This window comes from Nocardioides sp. P5_C9_2, assembly GCF_054049555.1.
In genome coordinates, this window is record NZ_JBFUMD010000026.1 from 1 (window position 1) to 16,296 (window position 16,296).

The 16,296-nt window shown below is 71.1% G+C and carries 16 protein-coding genes; 11 read left to right on the top strand and 5 right to left on the bottom strand.

The annotated features are described in order from the left end of the window. Positions 1-109 precede the first annotated feature (109 nt). Positions 110-640, top strand: a complete 531-nt coding sequence (locus ACXJKL_RS02660; protein WP_457205499.1) for a hypothetical protein — start codon at positions 110-112, stop codon at positions 638-640. A gap of 20 nt (positions 641-660) precedes the next feature. Here ACXJKL_RS02660 and ACXJKL_RS02665 read toward each other — a convergent pair whose 3' ends face one another. The 5 genes from ACXJKL_RS02665 to ACXJKL_RS02685 all read right to left on the bottom strand — a co-directional run bounded on the left by ACXJKL_RS02665 (position 661) and on the right by ACXJKL_RS02685 (position 5,263). After that, the gene (locus ACXJKL_RS02665; protein WP_457205500.1) at positions 661-1,872 is read right to left on the bottom strand and encodes a glycoside hydrolase family 16 protein; all 1,212 of its coding nucleotides are present in this window, start codon (positions 1,870-1,872) and stop codon (positions 661-663) included. A 102-nt stretch (positions 1,873-1,974) separates the two neighbouring features. Next, on the bottom strand, positions 1,975-2,295 hold the full coding sequence (locus ACXJKL_RS02670) for a sec-independent translocase (RefSeq protein WP_457205501.1): 321 nt from the start codon (positions 2,293-2,295) through the stop codon (positions 1,975-1,977). 3 nt (positions 2,296-2,298) lie between these two features. Further along, a complete protein-coding gene (locus tag ACXJKL_RS02675; protein ID WP_457205502.1) occupies positions 2,299-3,444 on the bottom strand; it encodes an Mrp/NBP35 family ATP-binding protein in 1,146 nt (381 codons plus the stop codon). Between the two features lie 11 nt (positions 3,445-3,455). Beyond that, positions 3,456-3,974, bottom strand: coding sequence for a DUF1003 domain-containing protein (locus ACXJKL_RS02680; protein WP_457205503.1), 519 nt, complete (start codon positions 3,972-3,974; stop codon positions 3,456-3,458). After that, on the bottom strand, positions 3,971-5,263 hold the full coding sequence (locus ACXJKL_RS02685) for a magnesium transporter MgtE N-terminal domain-containing protein (protein WP_457205504.1): 1,293 nt from the start codon (positions 5,261-5,263) through the stop codon (positions 3,971-3,973). The genes ACXJKL_RS02680 and ACXJKL_RS02685 overlap by 4 nt, the downstream gene beginning before the upstream one ends. A gap of 106 nt (positions 5,264-5,369) precedes the next feature. On the opposite strand from ACXJKL_RS02685, the gene ACXJKL_RS02690 reads away from it, so the two are divergent. From ACXJKL_RS02690 to ACXJKL_RS02735, 10 genes are all read left to right on the top strand, one after another. Continuing rightward, the gene (locus tag ACXJKL_RS02690) at positions 5,370-5,816 is read left to right on the top strand and encodes a hypothetical protein (protein WP_457205505.1); all 447 of its coding nucleotides are present in this window, start codon (positions 5,370-5,372) and stop codon (positions 5,814-5,816) included. 110 nt (positions 5,817-5,926) lie between these two features. Beyond that, complete coding sequence (locus ACXJKL_RS02695; protein WP_457205506.1) at positions 5,927-7,390, top strand: phospholipase D-like domain-containing protein; 1,464 nt, start codon at positions 5,927-5,929, stop codon at positions 7,388-7,390. A gap of 150 nt (positions 7,391-7,540) precedes the next feature. Beyond that, positions 7,541-9,505 (top strand): endonuclease/exonuclease/phosphatase family protein, encoded by a 1,965-nt coding sequence (locus ACXJKL_RS02700; protein WP_457205507.1) that lies wholly within the window; start codon positions 7,541-7,543, stop codon positions 9,503-9,505. Between the two features lie 122 nt (positions 9,506-9,627). Next, complete coding sequence (locus ACXJKL_RS02705; protein ID WP_457205508.1) at positions 9,628-10,689, top strand: hypothetical protein; 1,062 nt, start codon at positions 9,628-9,630, stop codon at positions 10,687-10,689. Further along, entirely contained in the window at positions 10,686-11,567 is an 882-nt protein-coding gene (locus ACXJKL_RS02710; RefSeq protein ID WP_457205509.1) for a glycosyltransferase family 2 protein, read from the top strand. Before ACXJKL_RS02705 ends, ACXJKL_RS02710 begins: the two co-directional genes overlap by 4 nt. 9 nt (positions 11,568-11,576) lie before the next feature. After that, positions 11,577-13,169 (top strand): class I SAM-dependent methyltransferase, encoded by a 1,593-nt coding sequence (locus ACXJKL_RS02715; RefSeq protein WP_457205510.1) that lies wholly within the window; start codon positions 11,577-11,579, stop codon positions 13,167-13,169. A 47-nt stretch (positions 13,170-13,216) separates the two neighbouring features. Next, positions 13,217-13,384: a DUF6752 domain-containing protein gene (locus ACXJKL_RS02720; protein ID WP_457205511.1), complete on the top strand. Its 168-nt coding sequence runs from the start codon at positions 13,217-13,219 to the stop codon at positions 13,382-13,384. 10 nt (positions 13,385-13,394) lie between these two features. Beyond that, positions 13,395-14,486: a hypothetical protein gene (locus ACXJKL_RS02725; RefSeq protein WP_457205512.1), complete on the top strand. Its 1,092-nt coding sequence runs from the start codon at positions 13,395-13,397 to the stop codon at positions 14,484-14,486. Positions 14,487-14,593: 107 nt separating this feature from the next. Continuing rightward, positions 14,594-15,793, top strand: coding sequence for an acyl-CoA dehydrogenase family protein (locus ACXJKL_RS02730; protein WP_457205513.1), 1,200 nt, complete (start codon positions 14,594-14,596; stop codon positions 15,791-15,793). A 3-nt stretch (positions 15,794-15,796) separates the two neighbouring features. Next, on the top strand, positions 15,797-16,296 hold a 500-nt coding region (locus ACXJKL_RS02735; RefSeq protein WP_457205514.1), incomplete at its 3' end, for a hypothetical protein.

A 16,296-nucleotide genomic window follows, 5' to 3' on the forward strand; every position in this document is an offset into this window, starting at 1 on the left:
GTCATGGACCCCCGAGACATCCCCAACCCTTTCGTTTGCGTCCGTTTGCCTCATTCAAAGCTTCTTTGCGTGGGGTGTCAACGGGTTGTGCACAGGCTAGGGTCGAGCCATGCGTTGGGAGGAACAGCTCTTCGAGCTCTTCGACGACCTCGAGGGACAGGCTTCGGCCCTGTACGACGTCGAGCGCGGGGCCGAGCTCGTCGACCGCAGCCGTGCGGAGTACCACCACGTCGCACTGGCCGGCCGGCTCGTGGCGTCCGTGGGGTCGACCCTGGGCCTGGAGGTGGCCGGCGTGGGCCGGGTCGACGGCGAGCTGCGGCGCACGGGTGAGGGGTGGTGCCTGGTCAGCGGGCACCGTCAGGACTGGATCATCCGCACGGCGCGGATCCACGTCGTGCACGGGTGCTCGGAGCGATCGGTCCCCGAGGTGGCCTGGTCACCGCTCCAGCGGCTGGGGGTGGGATCCGCGCTGCGACGGCTCGCCGAGTCCCGGGCCCGGTGCCTGGTGCACCTCGCCGACGGGGCGCAGCACGAGGCCGTCGTGCGCCGGGTGGGTCAGGACTTCGTCGAGGTCGAGACGCCGGCCGACGCGCGGCTCCTGGTCGCCTTCGACGGCATCGCCGCCGTGCAGTCGCGCTGAGCGCGGCCGGGTCGAGACGGTCAGGGACCGGTCTCCCAGACGCGGACCCAGTCGACGAACATGTGCTGGGGAAGCTGGCTGTCCTTCATCTTCGGGATCTCGTAGTCCGAGGCCAGGATGCTGAGGATGAGGTACTGGCGGTCCGTGGAGATGCCTCCCCGGATGCGGTAGGTCTCCTTGCCGTCGATCCGGAAGACCAGCATCCGCGGTGTCCACTCCACCGAGAAGACATGGAAGTTCTTCGACCACCCGTCGCCCCTGCTCCTGAGGAACGACGTGAACTTCGTCATCCGAGCGCCGGTCTTGACCACGCTGCCGCCCTCGTAGCGGTGGATGAACGTACCCAGTCCGCCACGGGGGTGCCGGTCGCCGAAGTACTCGACGACGTCGATCTCGTGCCCGGGGCCGCCCGGGTACATGCCGCCGAGGGGCTGCATCCAGAAGGCACCGTGCTGGCCCCGCGAGTGGTGGAACTTGATGCGGGCCGCGGCGACGCCGTACCGGAAGGAGAACGCGCCCAACGTCCCGATGTGGCCCTGGAGGCGGTAGGCGTACCGACGGCCGGGCCTGCCACGCACCCCGGCCCGGCACCGAGTGGTCCTGCTGCGGTCCCGGATGACGCTCAGGCTCACGGCGCCGTGGAGCACCCGGACCGCCGCGGGGTCGCCCTTCGAGCACCGGCGCAGGCTGGTCGGCTCGTAGGTCTGGCCCCGGTGGCTCCACGAGGGGGCCAGGACGGTGCCCGTGAACTCGTCGCTCCAGGACGGTGTCCGCCAGCGCTCGGTGCTGACCGGGTCGCTCACCACGGCCTCGAGCCCCCCGAAACGGAGCGCCTTCACGCGGTAGGTCAGGGGTTGCCCGTCGAGGGAGGCGGGGGCGGCGAACTGTGCCCGCCCGTCCCGGTCCTGCCCCACCCTGTCGACGTACCGCCAGGAGGGGCCGCGCTGGACCTGGAGGCGGACGGGGCGCCCGGCCAGGGCCGGCCTGATGGTGGCGGTGATGGCGGCCTTCGCCCAGTCGGCCGGGGCGACCCTCGGTCCCTGCTGGACGACCTGGGGCAGCGCCTGCAGACGGACCCGCTGCATGCCGGCGGTGTGGACCGAGGTGGTCGCGGCCGTGCCCCCGGGGGTGTCGGGGGCGTCCTCGGCCGAGGCGGGCCCGGACCCCAGGAGGAGGGTGGCCGGCAGGAGCAGGGCGAGGGTGCGGCACGCGAGGGCGTTGCCAGGAGACATGGTCGAGCTCATTTCGGGTGGCGTCGTTGGTGGTGCGACGGACCCGCTCTCGTCCTGGTTGTCGGTCGGCGGGACTTCCCCGACGTCCGGTGACGCTCGCGGTCAGGTGGCGTCGACGTCATACGGCGGCAGCTGGCCCTCGGCGAGCTCGGGCTGGGGCGCCGGACGCTCGTCCTCGTCCTCCATCGCCTCGATGATGTGCTTGCGCACGATGTTGCGCGGGTCGAGGTCGCGCAGCTCGAGGTCGGAGTACTCCGGGCCGAGCTCGTTGCGCAGCTCGTCGCGCGCCGAGTTGRCCATCGCCCGGGCCTTGCGCAGCATGATGCCGGCCTGCTTGGCCATCACCGGAAGGCGCTCGGGCCCGAAGACCAGCACGGCCACCAGGGCGATGACGGCCAGCTCCAGAAGCCCGACGTCGAACATGGATCAGAACTTAGCGGTCGGCGTGAGTCCCAGCTGCATGCCGGCCAGTCCGCGGCCCCGCCCGGCGAGCTTGTCGGCCACCGCGAGCAGCTCGAGGGCGGCGGGGGCGGTGGGGTCGGACTCGACGATCGGCTTGCCGGCGTCCCCGCCCTCGCGCAGCGACGGGTCGAGCGGGATGCGGCCCAGGACCGGGACGTCGTACCCGAAGCGCTGCGAGAGCGTCTGGGCGACCCGGTCGCCGCCGCCGCTGCCGAAGACCTCCATGGTGGAGCCGTCGGGCAGCGTCAGGAAGCTCATGTTCTCCACGACGCCGATGACGCGCTGGTGCATCATCGAGGCCATCGTGCCGGCCCGCTCGGCCACCTCGGCGGCAGCCTCCTGCGGGGTGGTCACCACGACCACCTCCGCGCTGGGCAGGTGCTGGCCCAGCGAGATGGCGATGTCGCCGGTGCCGGGCGGCAGGTCGAGGAGCAGGGCGTCGAGGTCGCCCCAGTAGACGTCGGCCAGCATCTGCACGAGCGCCCGGTCGAGCATCGGGCCGCGCCAGGCGACGACCTGGTCGCGGCGCGGCTTGAGCATCCCGATGGAGATGACCGAGACGCCCGAGGCGGTCGGGACGGGCATGATCAGGTCGTCGACCTGGGTCGGGCGGGCATCGGCGATGCCGAGCATGGCCGGGACCGAGTGGCCGTAGATGTCGGCGTCGACGACGCCCACCTTGAGCCCCTGTGCGGCCAGGGCCAGCGCGAGGTTGACGGTGACGGAGGACTTGCCGACGCCGCCCTTGCCGCTGGCGATGGCGTAGACCTTGGTGAGCGAGCCGGGCTGGGCGAACGGGATCTCGCGCTGCGCCCGGCCGCCGCTGAGGACCTCCTTGAGGCCGGCGCGCTGCTCGGGCGTCATCACCCCGAGCGTGAGGTCGACCGAGGAGACCCCGGCGACGGCGGTCACGGCGGCGGTGACCTCGCGGTTGATCGTGTCCTTGAGGGGGCAGCCGGCCACCGTCAGCAGCACGTGCACCGCGACCGCGCCGTCCTCGGCGACCGCCACCGAGTCGACCATCCCGAGCTCGGTGATGGGGCGCTTGATCTCCGGATCGTTCACGGTCGCCAGCGCGTCCATGACCTGCTGCTGCGTGGGGGTGCTCATGATGGATGAGTCTACGAGCCGGGTGTGTCCTCCGGCGGTTCGGGCCGGTTCAGCTGCTCGATGTCGCTCATCAGCCCACGCAGCTCCGAGCGCAGGAAGTCGCGGGTCGCGACCTCGCCCACGGACATCCGCAGCGAGGCCACCTCACGGGCCAGGAACTCCATGTCGGCGTGGGCCCGGGCATTGGCCTGCCGGTCCTGCTCGGCGACCACCTTGTCGCGCATTTCCTGGCGGTTCTGCGCCAGCAGGATCAGCGGGGCGGCGTACGACGCCTGGAGGCTGAGCATCAGGGTCAGGAAGATGAACGGGAACGGGTCGAACCGGAGGTCCGTCGGGGCGACGGCGTTCCAGATGATCCACACGACCACGAACAGCGTCATGTAGATGAGGAACTTCGCGGTCCCCATGAACCGGGCGAACTGCTCGGCGAAGACCCCGAAGGCGTCGGAGTCGTAGCTGGGCCGCCGCACGAGGTGGCGGCGCGCGTCACGCGGTGTGTCGAGGCGGGCGCGGGCGCGGGCGTCGCTCATCGGCCACCGCCTCGCGTGCCGCCCACGTCGTGACGGCTGATGGGTCCCGGACGCACGGCGTGGTCACGCCAGTTGTCGGGGAGCATGTGGTCGAGCAGGTCGTCCACGGTCACCGCGCCCAGCAGCCGACCCTCGTCGTCGACGACGGGGGCGGCGACGAGGTTGTACGTCGCGAGGTGGGCCGCGACCTCGTCGATCCCGGCGTTGGGCCGCAGCGGGTCGAGGGACTCGTCGAGCGCCGCGGCGACCAGGGTCGACGGGGGCTCACGGAGCAGTCGCTGGATGTGCGCGGCGCCGAGGAGCCTGCCGGTGGGGGTCTCGAGGGGCTGGCGGCAGACGTAGACCAGCGCGGCGAGGGCCGGCGTCAGCTCCGGGTTGCGCACGTGCGCGAGCGCGTCGGCGATGGTGGCGTCGGGGCCGAGGATGACCGGCTCGGGCGTCATCATCGCGCCGGCGGTGTCCTCGACGTAGGACATGAGGCGTCGTACGTCCTCGGCCTCGTCGGGCTCCATCAGGCCGAGCAGGGTGGCGGCGGTCTCCGGGTTGAGGTCGGCGATGAGGTCGGCGGCGTCGTCGGCCGACATCTCCTCGAGGATGTCCGCCGCCCGCTCGGAGTCGAGCTGCTCGAGGATCTCGACCTGGTCCTCGTCGGGCAGCTCCTCGAGCACGTCGGCGAGGCGCTCGTCGTCGAGGGCGGCGACCACGGCGATCCGCCGCTCCGGGGGCAGGTCGTGGATCATGTTGGCGGCGTCGGCCGGCTTCATGTCGTTGAGCGCCGCGATCAGGTGGGTGGCGCCCTGCGCGTCCTGGCGGCGTGCGAGGCCGGTGACGTCGCGCCACTCCACGGTGTGGGTCTGGCCGCGCCGGCGGAAGCCCTTGGACGGCTCCTGGATCGCGACCCGGGAGAGCACCCAGTCGCGGTTGCGGGCCTGCTCCATGCCCACGTCGTAGACGGTGCCCGTCACCCCGGTGGCGGTGACGGTGACCTGTCGGTCCAGCATCTGGCCGATGACGAGCGTCTCGGTGGAGCGCTGCTCGAACCGGCGCATGTTGAGCAGGCCGGTGGTGTGCACCTGCCCGGAGTCGATGTTGGTGACGCGGGTCATCGGCACGAAGATGCGCTTGCGACCGAAGACCTCCGCCACCAGGCCCAGCACGCGGGGCTGGGTGGTGTCGGTGCGGAGCGCCACGACGACGTCGCGCACCTTGGCGACCTGGTCACCCAAGGGGTCGAACACCGGAAGTCCGACGAGACGGGCGAGGAAGACCCTGCTCGGTGTGGTGCTCATCGCGCCTCCTCGTCCCCGATGGTGCTCCGGCAGGGAAGGCTACCGCTCCGACGCGCGCCGGCGTGACGATGACGTGGAGGCCACCACGTCACCTACAGTGGAACGCATGGTCGCCTTCATGAAGAGCTCTGCCCGCTCGGGCGTGCTGCTCTGCGCCCTGGTCCTCGGAGCGTCGGCGCTCGGTGCCTGCGGCAACGAGTCCGGTGACGAGCAGGCCTCCGATCCCACCAGCTCCGAGTCCTCCAGCACGGAGTCGCCCACCGAGACGCCCACCGAGTCGGGGGCCCCGGCCGAGCCGGCGACCGACCCGTCCAACGGGCTGCCGGTGTGCGAGGACGTGTGGGTCGACGGGCTCGACCTCCCGAAGGACTACACGGCCTGCTCGCAGGACGGCACCGCCGTCAAGCCCGAGAAGAAGATGTGCGGCTTCGGCAGCCCGATGATCATCCACGCCGACCGCTTCTACGCCCTGCGGGGCAACCGGGTCAACGACGTCGGCGACACCGCCACCAGCGAGCAGTTCCAGTCCGCGCTGGCGGCCTGCCAGGCCTGATCACACCATCCGCCTGATCCCGCCACCCGGACGGCGGACTCAGGCCGCCGACGGTGGCGCCACACGGCCACGACACACACGGTCTCGACACCCAGGGGAATCCCATCACCATGAAGTCCACACGTTCCGTCACGGCCGCGGTCGCGGCCCTCGCGCTGCTCGCACCGCTGACCTTCCTCGCGACGCAGGCCAGCGCCGGGGAGCCCGTCGCTGCCGCCGCGCCCACCGCGACCCCGACCCCCACCCCGGTGCCGACCCCGGTGCCGACCCCGGTGCCGACGACGACGCCCCCCACGCCGGTGCCGACCACGGCCACCCCCACTCCGGTGCCGCCCACGCCCACCGAGGACCCGACGCAGGGCGCCACCAAGACCTGGCACCCCCGCAACGGCGTGCGCTTCAACGAGCCGCGCGACCCCCAGCAGTCGCACAAGATCAACCGCTACATCCGCAGCGCCATCGCCAACACGCCCAAGGGCGAGTCGATGAAGCTGGTCACCTGGAACTTCAGCAACCAGCTCTTCGTCAACGACATCATCGCGGCGCACAGGCGCGGCGTGAGCGTCCGGCTGATCATGGCCAACGGCCTCGCCGAGAGCCAGAGCCGCTCCAACGGCTACTTCTGGCAGGTCCAGCGGGCCCTGGAGCAGGGCAACAAGAAGCGCCCGGGCTACCTGAAGAGCTGGGCGCGCACCTGCCGCAACTCCTGCCGGGGCAAGGAGGGCATCCAGCACGGCAAGTGGTTCGTGTTCAGCCGCACCGGCGGGCGCAACCTCGTCGTGATGTCGACGTCGGCCAACCTCACCGACGCCGCGGCGTACAACCAGTGGAACGACATGCTCACCGTGCAGGGCCGCCAGGCCACCTACGACGCGTACACCACCGTCTTCAAGGAGATGTCGCGCGACCGCCAGGTCAAGCCCGCCTTCCGCACCTTCGACGACAAGAACTACGACGGCTGGTTCTTCCCGCAGATGGGCAAGCTGCGCAACCACAACGTCGTCCGCCTGCTCGACCAGGTGAAGTGCAGCGGCGCGCGCGGCGACGCCGGCAAGAACGGCAAGACCGTCATCCGCGTCTCGCAGGCCGTCTTCAACGGCCGGCCGGGCTCCGCGATCGCCGGCAAGCTCAAGAACCTCAAGAAGGCCGGCTGCAACATCAAGCTCGTCTACGGCGTTCTCAACAACAACTCGCGCAAGCTCCTCGAGGACATCCCGCGGCGCACGATCCTCGAGGACACCAACGGCGACGGCTTCGTGGACCGTTACGTCCACATGAAGGCGCTGACGATCTCCGGCCACTACGGGCACAACCGCCAGGCGCACGTCGTCTACCAGGGCAGCGCCAACTTCTCCGGCATGGCGACGCTCTCGGACGAGCAGGGCTTCATCATCAACAGCCTCAAGCTGGAGAAGGCCTACTCGAAGTTCATCAACTACCTCTTCAAGAACCCGCCGCCGCAGGGACAGGACCTCATCAAGGAGATCATCCTGCGCCAGGCTCCGGGCTTCGACCCCTACGCGCAGATCCGCGCGGAGATGGGGATGGGCGCCATGCAGCCGGCGCGCGACTGAGCCCCACCGACGTCTCGAGCACGGGGCCCGCGTCACGGCGTGGGTCCCGCGAGAGGGCCCGCGGTCTGGTCACTGTGGTGTTTGTGACCTACCGTGACTGGTGTTACTCGTGATGTCCGCTCCGCTGCACTGCCTACCCCGGAGGTTGCCATGAAGGCGTACGCCGCCCTCATCGCCCTGGTCCTGAGCCTGCTGTCCCCGATCGCGCTGGCCGCCCCCGCGGGTGCCGGGACGGCCACGACCGGGGTCGGCACGACCACCCTGGCGGGGACGGCGGCCACCACGACGCTCGCACGCCGTCGGGCCGGCGTGGAGGCGATCTCCAGCGGGGGAGAGCACACCTGCCGTCTTCCCGGCGACGGGTCGCTGCTGTGCTGGGGGCGCAACTCCTTCGGCCAGCTCGGCGACGGCAGGAAGGGGACCCAGACCCCGACCCCGCAGCGGGTCACCCAGGGCAAGCCCTGGCGTCGCGTGTCGGCCGGCGGTGGCTCGACCTGCGGCATCAAGAAGAACCAGCGGCTCTTCTGCTGGGGCGTCAACCACCGCGGCCAGCTCGGCGACGGCAGCACCAAGCCGCGCACCCGGCCCGTCGTGATCGCCAAGAACAAGAAGTGGACCGCGGTCAACGCCAGCTGGTTCAACACGTGCGGCATCACCGCCCAGACGCAGCTCTACTGCTGGGGCGACAACGCCGCCGGGCAGGTCGGCGACGGCGGCAAGGCCAAGGTGCGCACCAAGCCCACCCTGGTCAAGAAGGGCAAGAACTGGGACTCGGTCTCGGTCGGCAGCCGCTTCGTCTGCGCGATCAAGAAGAACGGCACGCTCTACTGCTGGGGTGGCAACCTGTTCGGCCAGCTCGGCCACGGCAGCTACGCCGGCAAGTCCAAGCCCACCCGGGTCGGCACCGCCAGCAACTGGGCCGAGGTCTCCACCTCGTGGACCCACACGTGCGCCCGCAACACCAGCGGTGAGGTCTTCTGCTGGGGCCGCAACACCTTCGGCCAGGTCGGCGACGGCACCGTGACCACCACCCCCACCCCGCGCCAGGTCGGTGGCCTCCGGGCCGTCGACATCACCACCACCGAGGGCGCCTCCTGCGCCATCGACGACAAGGCGCGCGTGCAGTGCTGGGGCAACAACGCCTACGGGGTGATCGGCGACGGCACCAAGCCGTTCACCACCACACCCGAGGCCGGCCCGGCCGACATGCGGGAGATCGAGGGCGGCTGGCGTCACGTCTGCGGCCTCACGACCGCCGGCTCGCCGTACTGCTGGGGCCAGAACGACCGGGCCCAGCTCGGCAACGGCACGCTCACCAGCAGCCCGTCCCCGACCGAGGTCGAGCCGCTCCCGCCGGCGGACCCGGCCGGGGTCACCGACTTCCGCATCGCGAGCGTCAACGCGCTGGGCAACGGTCACACGCGTCCGTACGCCGGTGACGACTCCTACGCTCCCGCCACCACGCGGATGACCTGGATGGCAGACCAGCTCGACAACTCCGCGATCGACATCATGGGCCTCCAGGAGGCCAACGCCGACCAGACCGCGCACCTGCTGAAGGCCACCCGCGGCACCTGGGACGTCTACCCCCGCCCCGAGGCCGGCGACGACTCGGCCGAGGCCGCGCTCGCGTGGCGCACCAGCGTCTGGGAGCTGGTCGAGGCCAGCACCATGATGAACCAGTTTATCAGCAAGGAGCTGCCGCGCCCGATCGTCAAGCTGCGCCACAAGGTCACGGGCAAGGAGATCTACGTGATCAACATCCACAACGCCCCGTGGGACTACCAGTTCAAGCGCAACAAGGCGAGCAACGTGCAGATCGCGAAGATCAACGAGCTGCGTGCGACCGGCACCCCGGTGTTCTACGTGGGCGACTTCAACGAGAAGCGCGAGATCCTCTGCAAGGTCCTGGCCAAGACCGACCTGGTCAGCCCCTTCGGCGGTGCGTACGACGACGCCACCGGCAGGTGCACCAACCCGCCGAGCCGGATGCGCGTGGACTGGGTCTTCGGCTCGCCCGAGGCCACGTACTCCAACTTCGAGTACACCCGCCCGCCGCTGCTGAGCCTGGTCACCGACCACAACATGGCGCTGGTCGACGTACGCCTGCCCTGACGAACCCCTGTGGAGCGGCCAGCCACGCCGTGCCGGAGCCGACTCGGTAGGGTCGGCCCCGGCACCACCGCACTACCGGCCAAACGGGGTCGGCTGCACCGGCACCTGGAAGGGGAGTGGACGTGGCTGAGCGCGTCGTCCTCCACATCGGCTCGATGAAGTCGGGCACCAGCTTCATCCAGAACGTCCTCGGCAACAACCGCGAGGCGCTGGCCGGGCACGGGATCTCCTTCGCCGGGGAGCGCTGGCGCGACCAGGTGGGCGCGGTCCAGGACCTCATCGCGCACGGCGGACCCCGCCAGGAGCCCCTCGACCCGGCCGGCCCGTGGCTGCGGCTCGTCGAGGAGATCAACGCGACGCCGGGCACGTCGGTGGTCTCGATGGAGTTCCTGGCCCCACGCGTCACCGCCAAGATCGAGCTGCTGCGCGACGCGCTGGAGGGCGACCTGCAGGTCGTGCTCACCGGGCGTGACCTGGCCCGCAACATCGCCGCCATGTGGCTGGAGTCGGTGCAGAACGGCTCCGCGGTCGACTGGGACGCCTACCTCGCCGCCGTACGCTCCGAGGACCGTTCGCAGCCGGTGGCCCGCAACTTCTGGAACCACCAGGGTCTCGCCGACATCGCCGCCCGCTGGGCGGCGGCGGTCGGGGAGGACCACTTCACGCTGATGACGGTGCCCCCGAAGGGTGCCCCGTCCAGCCTGCTGTGGGAGCGCTTCGCGCAGGTCCTGCACCTCGACCCGCAGGCCTTCGAGCTCGACGTGCGGGCCAACCCGTCCATCGGGCTGGCGACCGCGATGACCCTGCAGCACCTCAACGCGCTGCTGGAGGCCGACGGCTTCACCGACGACAAGCACTACGACCTGCTGGTCAAGCACCTGCTCACCAAGCGCGGCCTCGTGGCCCGGCAGGGCCAGGAGCCCCGCCTCGGCCTCGAGGAGCGCTGGGTGATGAAGCGTGGGGCCGCCGAGGTCGCGGCGCTCCGCCGGCAGCGGCACCGGGTGATCGGCGACCTCGACGAGCTGCTGCCCAGGCCGGTCCCGGGCGTGCACCCCTCGCAGGTCTCGACCCAGCAGCAGCTGGACGCCGCGATGGAGGGCCTGTCCCGGATGGTGCAGATCGGCGTCGAGCGCGAGGGCAAGCACCGTCGCCGGATCGCCCGGCTCCGGAAGGTCGGCCGATGAGCGGCCTTCCGCACGTCGCCGTCATCACGATGGCCCGCGACGAGGGCACCATGCTGCGCCGCTGGGTCGACCACTACGCCCGCGAGGTGGGGGCCGAGAACCTCATCGTGGTCGACGACAACAGCTCCGACGGCTCCACCGACGACCTGCCCTGCCCGGTGCTGCGGATCCCGCCGCTGACCGCCAAGAAGTCCTTCGAGCCCGCGCGCATGGGGATGCTCGGCGGCCTGTCGGCCGGGCTGCTGGAGGCGTACGACGCCACCATCTTCTGCGACGTGGACGAGTTCATCGTCGCGGACCCCAAGGTGCACGAGTCGCTGCGCCACTTCGTGGCCGCCCGCGAGGGGCGCCCGGCGGTCGGGGTGATGGGCCTCAACGTCGTCCACGACGTCGCCCGCGAGCCCGCGCTGGTCGACGGCGAGCCGATCCTGGGACAGCGTCGGCTGGCCAAGTTCCTGCCGCTGATGTGCAAGCCGTCCCTCAAGTGGGACCCCGCCCCCTGGGCGCTGGCCTCGCACGGCATCAAGTGCCCCTTCGAGGTCGACCCCGAGCTCTACATGTTCCACATGAAGTTCGCCGACCGCGACCACCTCCAGGCCGTCGCCGACCACCGGCACGCCATGTTCACCAGCGAGGGCCGCGCCGCTCGCACCAGCTGGGAGCGCAGCGGCGGCGACATGGTCGACCTGCTCGACGAGATCACCGCCGACATCGACCACGACGAGATCAAGCCCTTCGGTCCGCCGCTGAAGAAGCTGCCGACCATCGTCGAGCAGAGTGCCCCCGACGTGTGGCGGGCCGTGGGCGGCGGGCAGGTGCAGGCCATGCGCAACCGACCCTTCGCCCGCATCCCGGACCGGTTCCTCGGCCGGGTGTGATCGCCGCCCATGACCGACTCCCCGAGCGCGCCGCCGCTGCGTGACGTCCGCGTCGACGACGACGGGCTGCGCTTCGTCGCCACCGAGGACGTGCTCTGCAACCTCTCCTTCGACGGCCGCCGGATCTGGTCGTTCTGGTCGGTGCGCGACAGCACCGCCGCCGAGGGGTCGGACGGCAGTCGCTCGCTGGCGTGGCCCGAGCGCCTCGCCCTCCACCTCGAGGGCACCACCCGGGTGGGCATCGTGCTCGGCGACGGCACCGTCGTGATCGACGAGGAGGTCCGCCTCGGCACCGAGGACCGTCGGCTGACCGTGGTCGGTCGCGACGGCGCGCCGCTCGGGATCGACATGTACGGCCGCCTGGTCAAGACCTTCGAAACGAAGGGCGCCGGCGAGCTCACGCCGTTGCTCGACGCGCTGGAGACGGTGCTCGGCCTGCTCCACGAGCAAGGCCTGGAGGCCTTCCCGGCGTACGGCACCCTGCTCGGCGCCGTCCGCGAGGGCACCTTCCTGGGCCACGACAACGACGCGGACGTCGGCTACGTCAGCCACCACACGCACCCGATCGACGTGATCCGCGAGTCCCACCGTGTCCAGCGCGCCGTCGAGCGGCAGGGCTACGCCACCAGCCGGCACAGCGGGGGAGCGTTCAAGATCGACGTCCCGGACGCCGACGGCTCGGTGCGCGGGCTCGACGTCTTCGGCGGCTTCTTCACCGAGGGACACCTCGCGCTGCTCGGTGAGATCTGGGCGCCGTACGAGCGCGAGTGGGTCTTCCCCCTGGGCACGGTCACGCTCGACGGCAGGGAGCTCCCGGCGCCCGCGGACCCGGAGCGGCTGCTGACCGAGACCTACGGCCCGGGGTGGCGGGTGCCGGACCCGGCCTTCCGCTACGAGAAGGACCCGGGCGTCCAGCGCCGCTTCGACGAGTGGTTCCGCGGCACCCGGCTGCACCGCGCCGCGTGGGACCACCGCTACGGGCTGGCCCGCCTGCTGCCGCCGTACCAGCCGCCCCACGACGTCTCCCGCCTCCTGCACGCACGCGAGGACCCCGACACGTGGGTGCTCGACGTCGGATGCGGTCGCGGCCGTGACGTGCGCTGGCTGGCCAAGCAGGGGCGCCCCGCGGTCGGGCTCGACTACTCCGGCGTCGCCATGCAGTTCATCGCGGCCAGGGCCGCCGAGCAGGGGTGGCCCGCCGAGCTGCGCACCATGAACCTCCTCGAGCTGCGCCACGTGCTGTCCTGGGGCGCGCTGCTGTCGGCCCGGCCGGGGCGGCGCACGGTGCTCGCGCGGCACCTCATCGACTCGACGTCGGCGTACGGCGTCGACAACTTCTGGCGGCTCGTGTCGATGGTGCTGCGGCCCGGCGAGCGGGTGCACCTGGAGTTCCTGACCGACCCGATCAGCGACCCCGAGGGTCGACCGTCGCTGGTGCGGCCGCTCGAGGTGGCCGCCGTCGTCGCGGACGTGGAGCGACGTGGTGGGGTGGTCACCGACCGGGTCGACCTGGTGGGCGAGGCGATCGACTACGGCTACGGCGAAGAGTTGTCCGACGGCAAGCAGTGGCGGTCCTGCCGCCTGGAGGTGGAGTGGCGATGAAGTTGCCCGGCAGAGTGTCCGAGAGCGGGTCCAGGAAGGATCTCGAGGTGCGGGTGCAGGACCTGGAGGCCCRGGTCGCCGCCCTGACGGCGCGGGTCGAGGAGGGCGCCGTGCTGCACCAGCGCTTCGCCGAGCTCCTCGACGTCGTCACCGAGCTGCTGCCGGGCGCCGAGGCGTCCAGGGTCCAGCGGTACGTCGACGAGCTGGGGTCGTGAGGACCCACCCGTGAGCCGCCGCGCCTTCGTGCACATCGGGCTGCCCAAGACGGGCACCTCCTACCTCCAGGCGATCGCCTGGCCCGGGCGTGAGCGCCTGCGGGAGGCCGGGCTGCTGCTGCCCGGGGCACGCAAGAGCGACCACCTGCTGAGCTCGATGATCGTGCGCGACGACCCCGGCATCGCCCGCCGCGGGCCGGAGGCCCCCGGGGCGTGGGACCGGGTACGCGCCGACGTGGCCGCGTGGTCGGGCGACGCGCTGATCAGCCACGAGTTCTTCTGCGCCGCCTCCGCCGATCAGGCGGAGCGGATGGTCTCGGAGCTCGCACCGGCGGAGGTGCACGTGGTGATCACCACCCGCGAGCCCCTCGCGCTCCTCACCTCGAGCTGGCAGGAGTCGCTGAAGAACAAGGCCACGACCCCGCTCGCCGACTACGGCCGGTCGGAGTCCGCGGACCCCCGCGCGGTGTGGGACTGGCGCGCCCTCGACCTCGGGCTGGTGCTGGAGCGGTGGGCGCCCGCGGTGTCCCCCGGGCGGCTGCACGTCATCACGCCACCGCCCCCCGGGTCGCCCCGCGAGGTGCTGTGGGAGCGGTTCGCCGGCGTGCTCGGCATCGACCCGGCCACGTGCGATCCCGCCCAGGGCTTCGCCAACTCCTCGATGGGGGTCGTGGAGGCAGAGACGCTGCGTCGGCTCAACGAGCGGCTGACCGGCTTCAACACCGCCCGCGCCCGGGGTGTGTGGCTGCGCTCGTTCCTCGCCGACGAGCGTCTGGTGCCGCGGCGCGGGGAGCCCTTCTGGCCCGCCGACGACCAGGTGGCCGACGCCCGCCGCCGGGGGGAGCGGGCGGTGGAGCGACTGCGCGCCGCGCCGTACGACGTCGTGGGGGACCTGGACCTGCTGCGCGTGCCCCAGGACCTGGCGCCGCGGCGGCACCCCGACTCGGTGACCGACGCCGAGGTCGCCGACGTGGCCCTCGACCTGGTCGCGACCCTGATGGGCGACCTGCAGCGGCGTGCCGCACGTGCCGGCCGACCCGCCGAGCCCGGCGGTGCGCCCTCGCGGCTGTCCCGCCTGCGCCAGGCCCTGCGGGGCACCTGAGTCGCTGTGACTACTCTCATGTGCCAGCACGGGTGCCTTCGCGCCTAGGCTGTCAGGACTACCGGCTGGTAACCAGCCGTGTGCCCCCCAACGGAAGGACTCCCGCCATGGGTCGCCTGTGCCAGACCGACGGACTCACCGAGGACCAGAGCGAGATCCTCAAGGCGGTGCGCCAGTTCGTGGACGAGAAGATCCTCCCGGTCGCGACCGAGCTGGAGCACAAGGACGAGTACCCCACCGAGATCGTCGAGGGTCTCAAGGAGCTGGGGATCTTCGGGCTGATGATCCCCGAGGAGTACGACGGGCTGGGGGAGTCGCTGCTGACCTACGCGTTGTGCGTGGAGGAGATCGCGCGCGGCTGGATGAGCGTGTCGGGCGTCATCAACACCCACTTCATCGTGGCCTACATGCTGATGCAGCACGGCACCGAGGAGCAGAAGAAGAAGTACCTGCCGCGGATGGCGACCGGCGAGGTGCGCGGCTCGTTCTCGATGTCCGAGCCCGCGCTGGGCTCCGACGTGTCGGCGATCCGGACCAAGGCCACCCGCGGCGACGACGGGGACTACACGATCAACGGCCAGAAGATGTGGCTGACCAACGGCGGCTCCTCGACGCTGATCGCGGTGCTGGTCAAGACCGACGAGGGCGCGGACAGCGTCTACAAGAACATGACGACCTTCCTGGTGGAGAAGGAGCCCGGCTTCGGCGAGACCGCGCCCGGGCTGACCATCCCCGGCAAGATCGACAAGATGGGCTACAAGGGCGTCGACACCACCGAGGCGGTCTTCGAGAACCACCAGATCGCAGCGGAGCAGATCCTGGGCGGGGAGCCGGGCAAGGGCTTCTACCAGATGATGGACGGCGTCGAGGTCGGCCGCGTCAACGTCGCCGCCCGCGCCTGCGGCATCGCCAACCGGGCCTTCGAGCTCGGGGTGGCCTACTCCCAGCAGCGGGAGACCTTCGGCAAGCCGATCGCCGAGCACCAGGCGATCCTGTTCCGCCTCGCGGAGATGGCGACCAAGGTCGAGACCGCGCACACGATGATGGTCCGTGCGGCCCGCACCAAGGACAAGGGCGAGCGCAACGACGTCGAGGCCGGGATGGCCAAGATGCTCGCGAGCGAGTACTGCAACGAGGTCGTCGAGGCGTCGTTCCGCATCCACGGCGGCTACGGGTACTCCAAGGAGTACGAGATCGAGCGGCTCTACCGCGAGGCGGCGTTCATGCTCATCGGGGAGGGGACCTCCGACATCCAGAAGATGATCATCGGCCGGTCGGTCCTCAAGGACTACAAGCTCAAGGCCTGACCCGTGTACCTCCCGCCCCCGGTCCGTCGCCGTCTCGACGCACGCGCGGACCGGGCGCGGGAGGAGGGCTTCCGGGCCGGCCTCGCGCACGCCGCCGAGCGGCGCTCGCGCGAGCGGTACGGCTACGTCTTCGTGGTGACCTACGGGCGGTCGGGGTCGACGCTCGTGCAGGGCCTGCTCAACGCCTTCCCGCGGGTGCTGGTGCGCGGGGAGAACGACCTCTACCTGCTCGACCTCTACCGCGCGCTCGCACGGGTGCGGGCCTTCCGCGAGCTGCACGGCGAGCAGGGGTCGCGCAACGTGGTGTCGGCCTTCTACGGGCTCAAGGCGATCCGCCGCAGCGCGTTCATGCAGGCGATGAACGACGTCGTCACGACCGGCGTGATCGGCAACCTCGACGCCGACGACTACGACGTCGTCGGCTTCAAGGAGGTCGTCTGGCACCGGATCACCCCGGAGGAGACGGCCGCCTTCTTCGACACCATGGACAAGGCCTTCCCGGG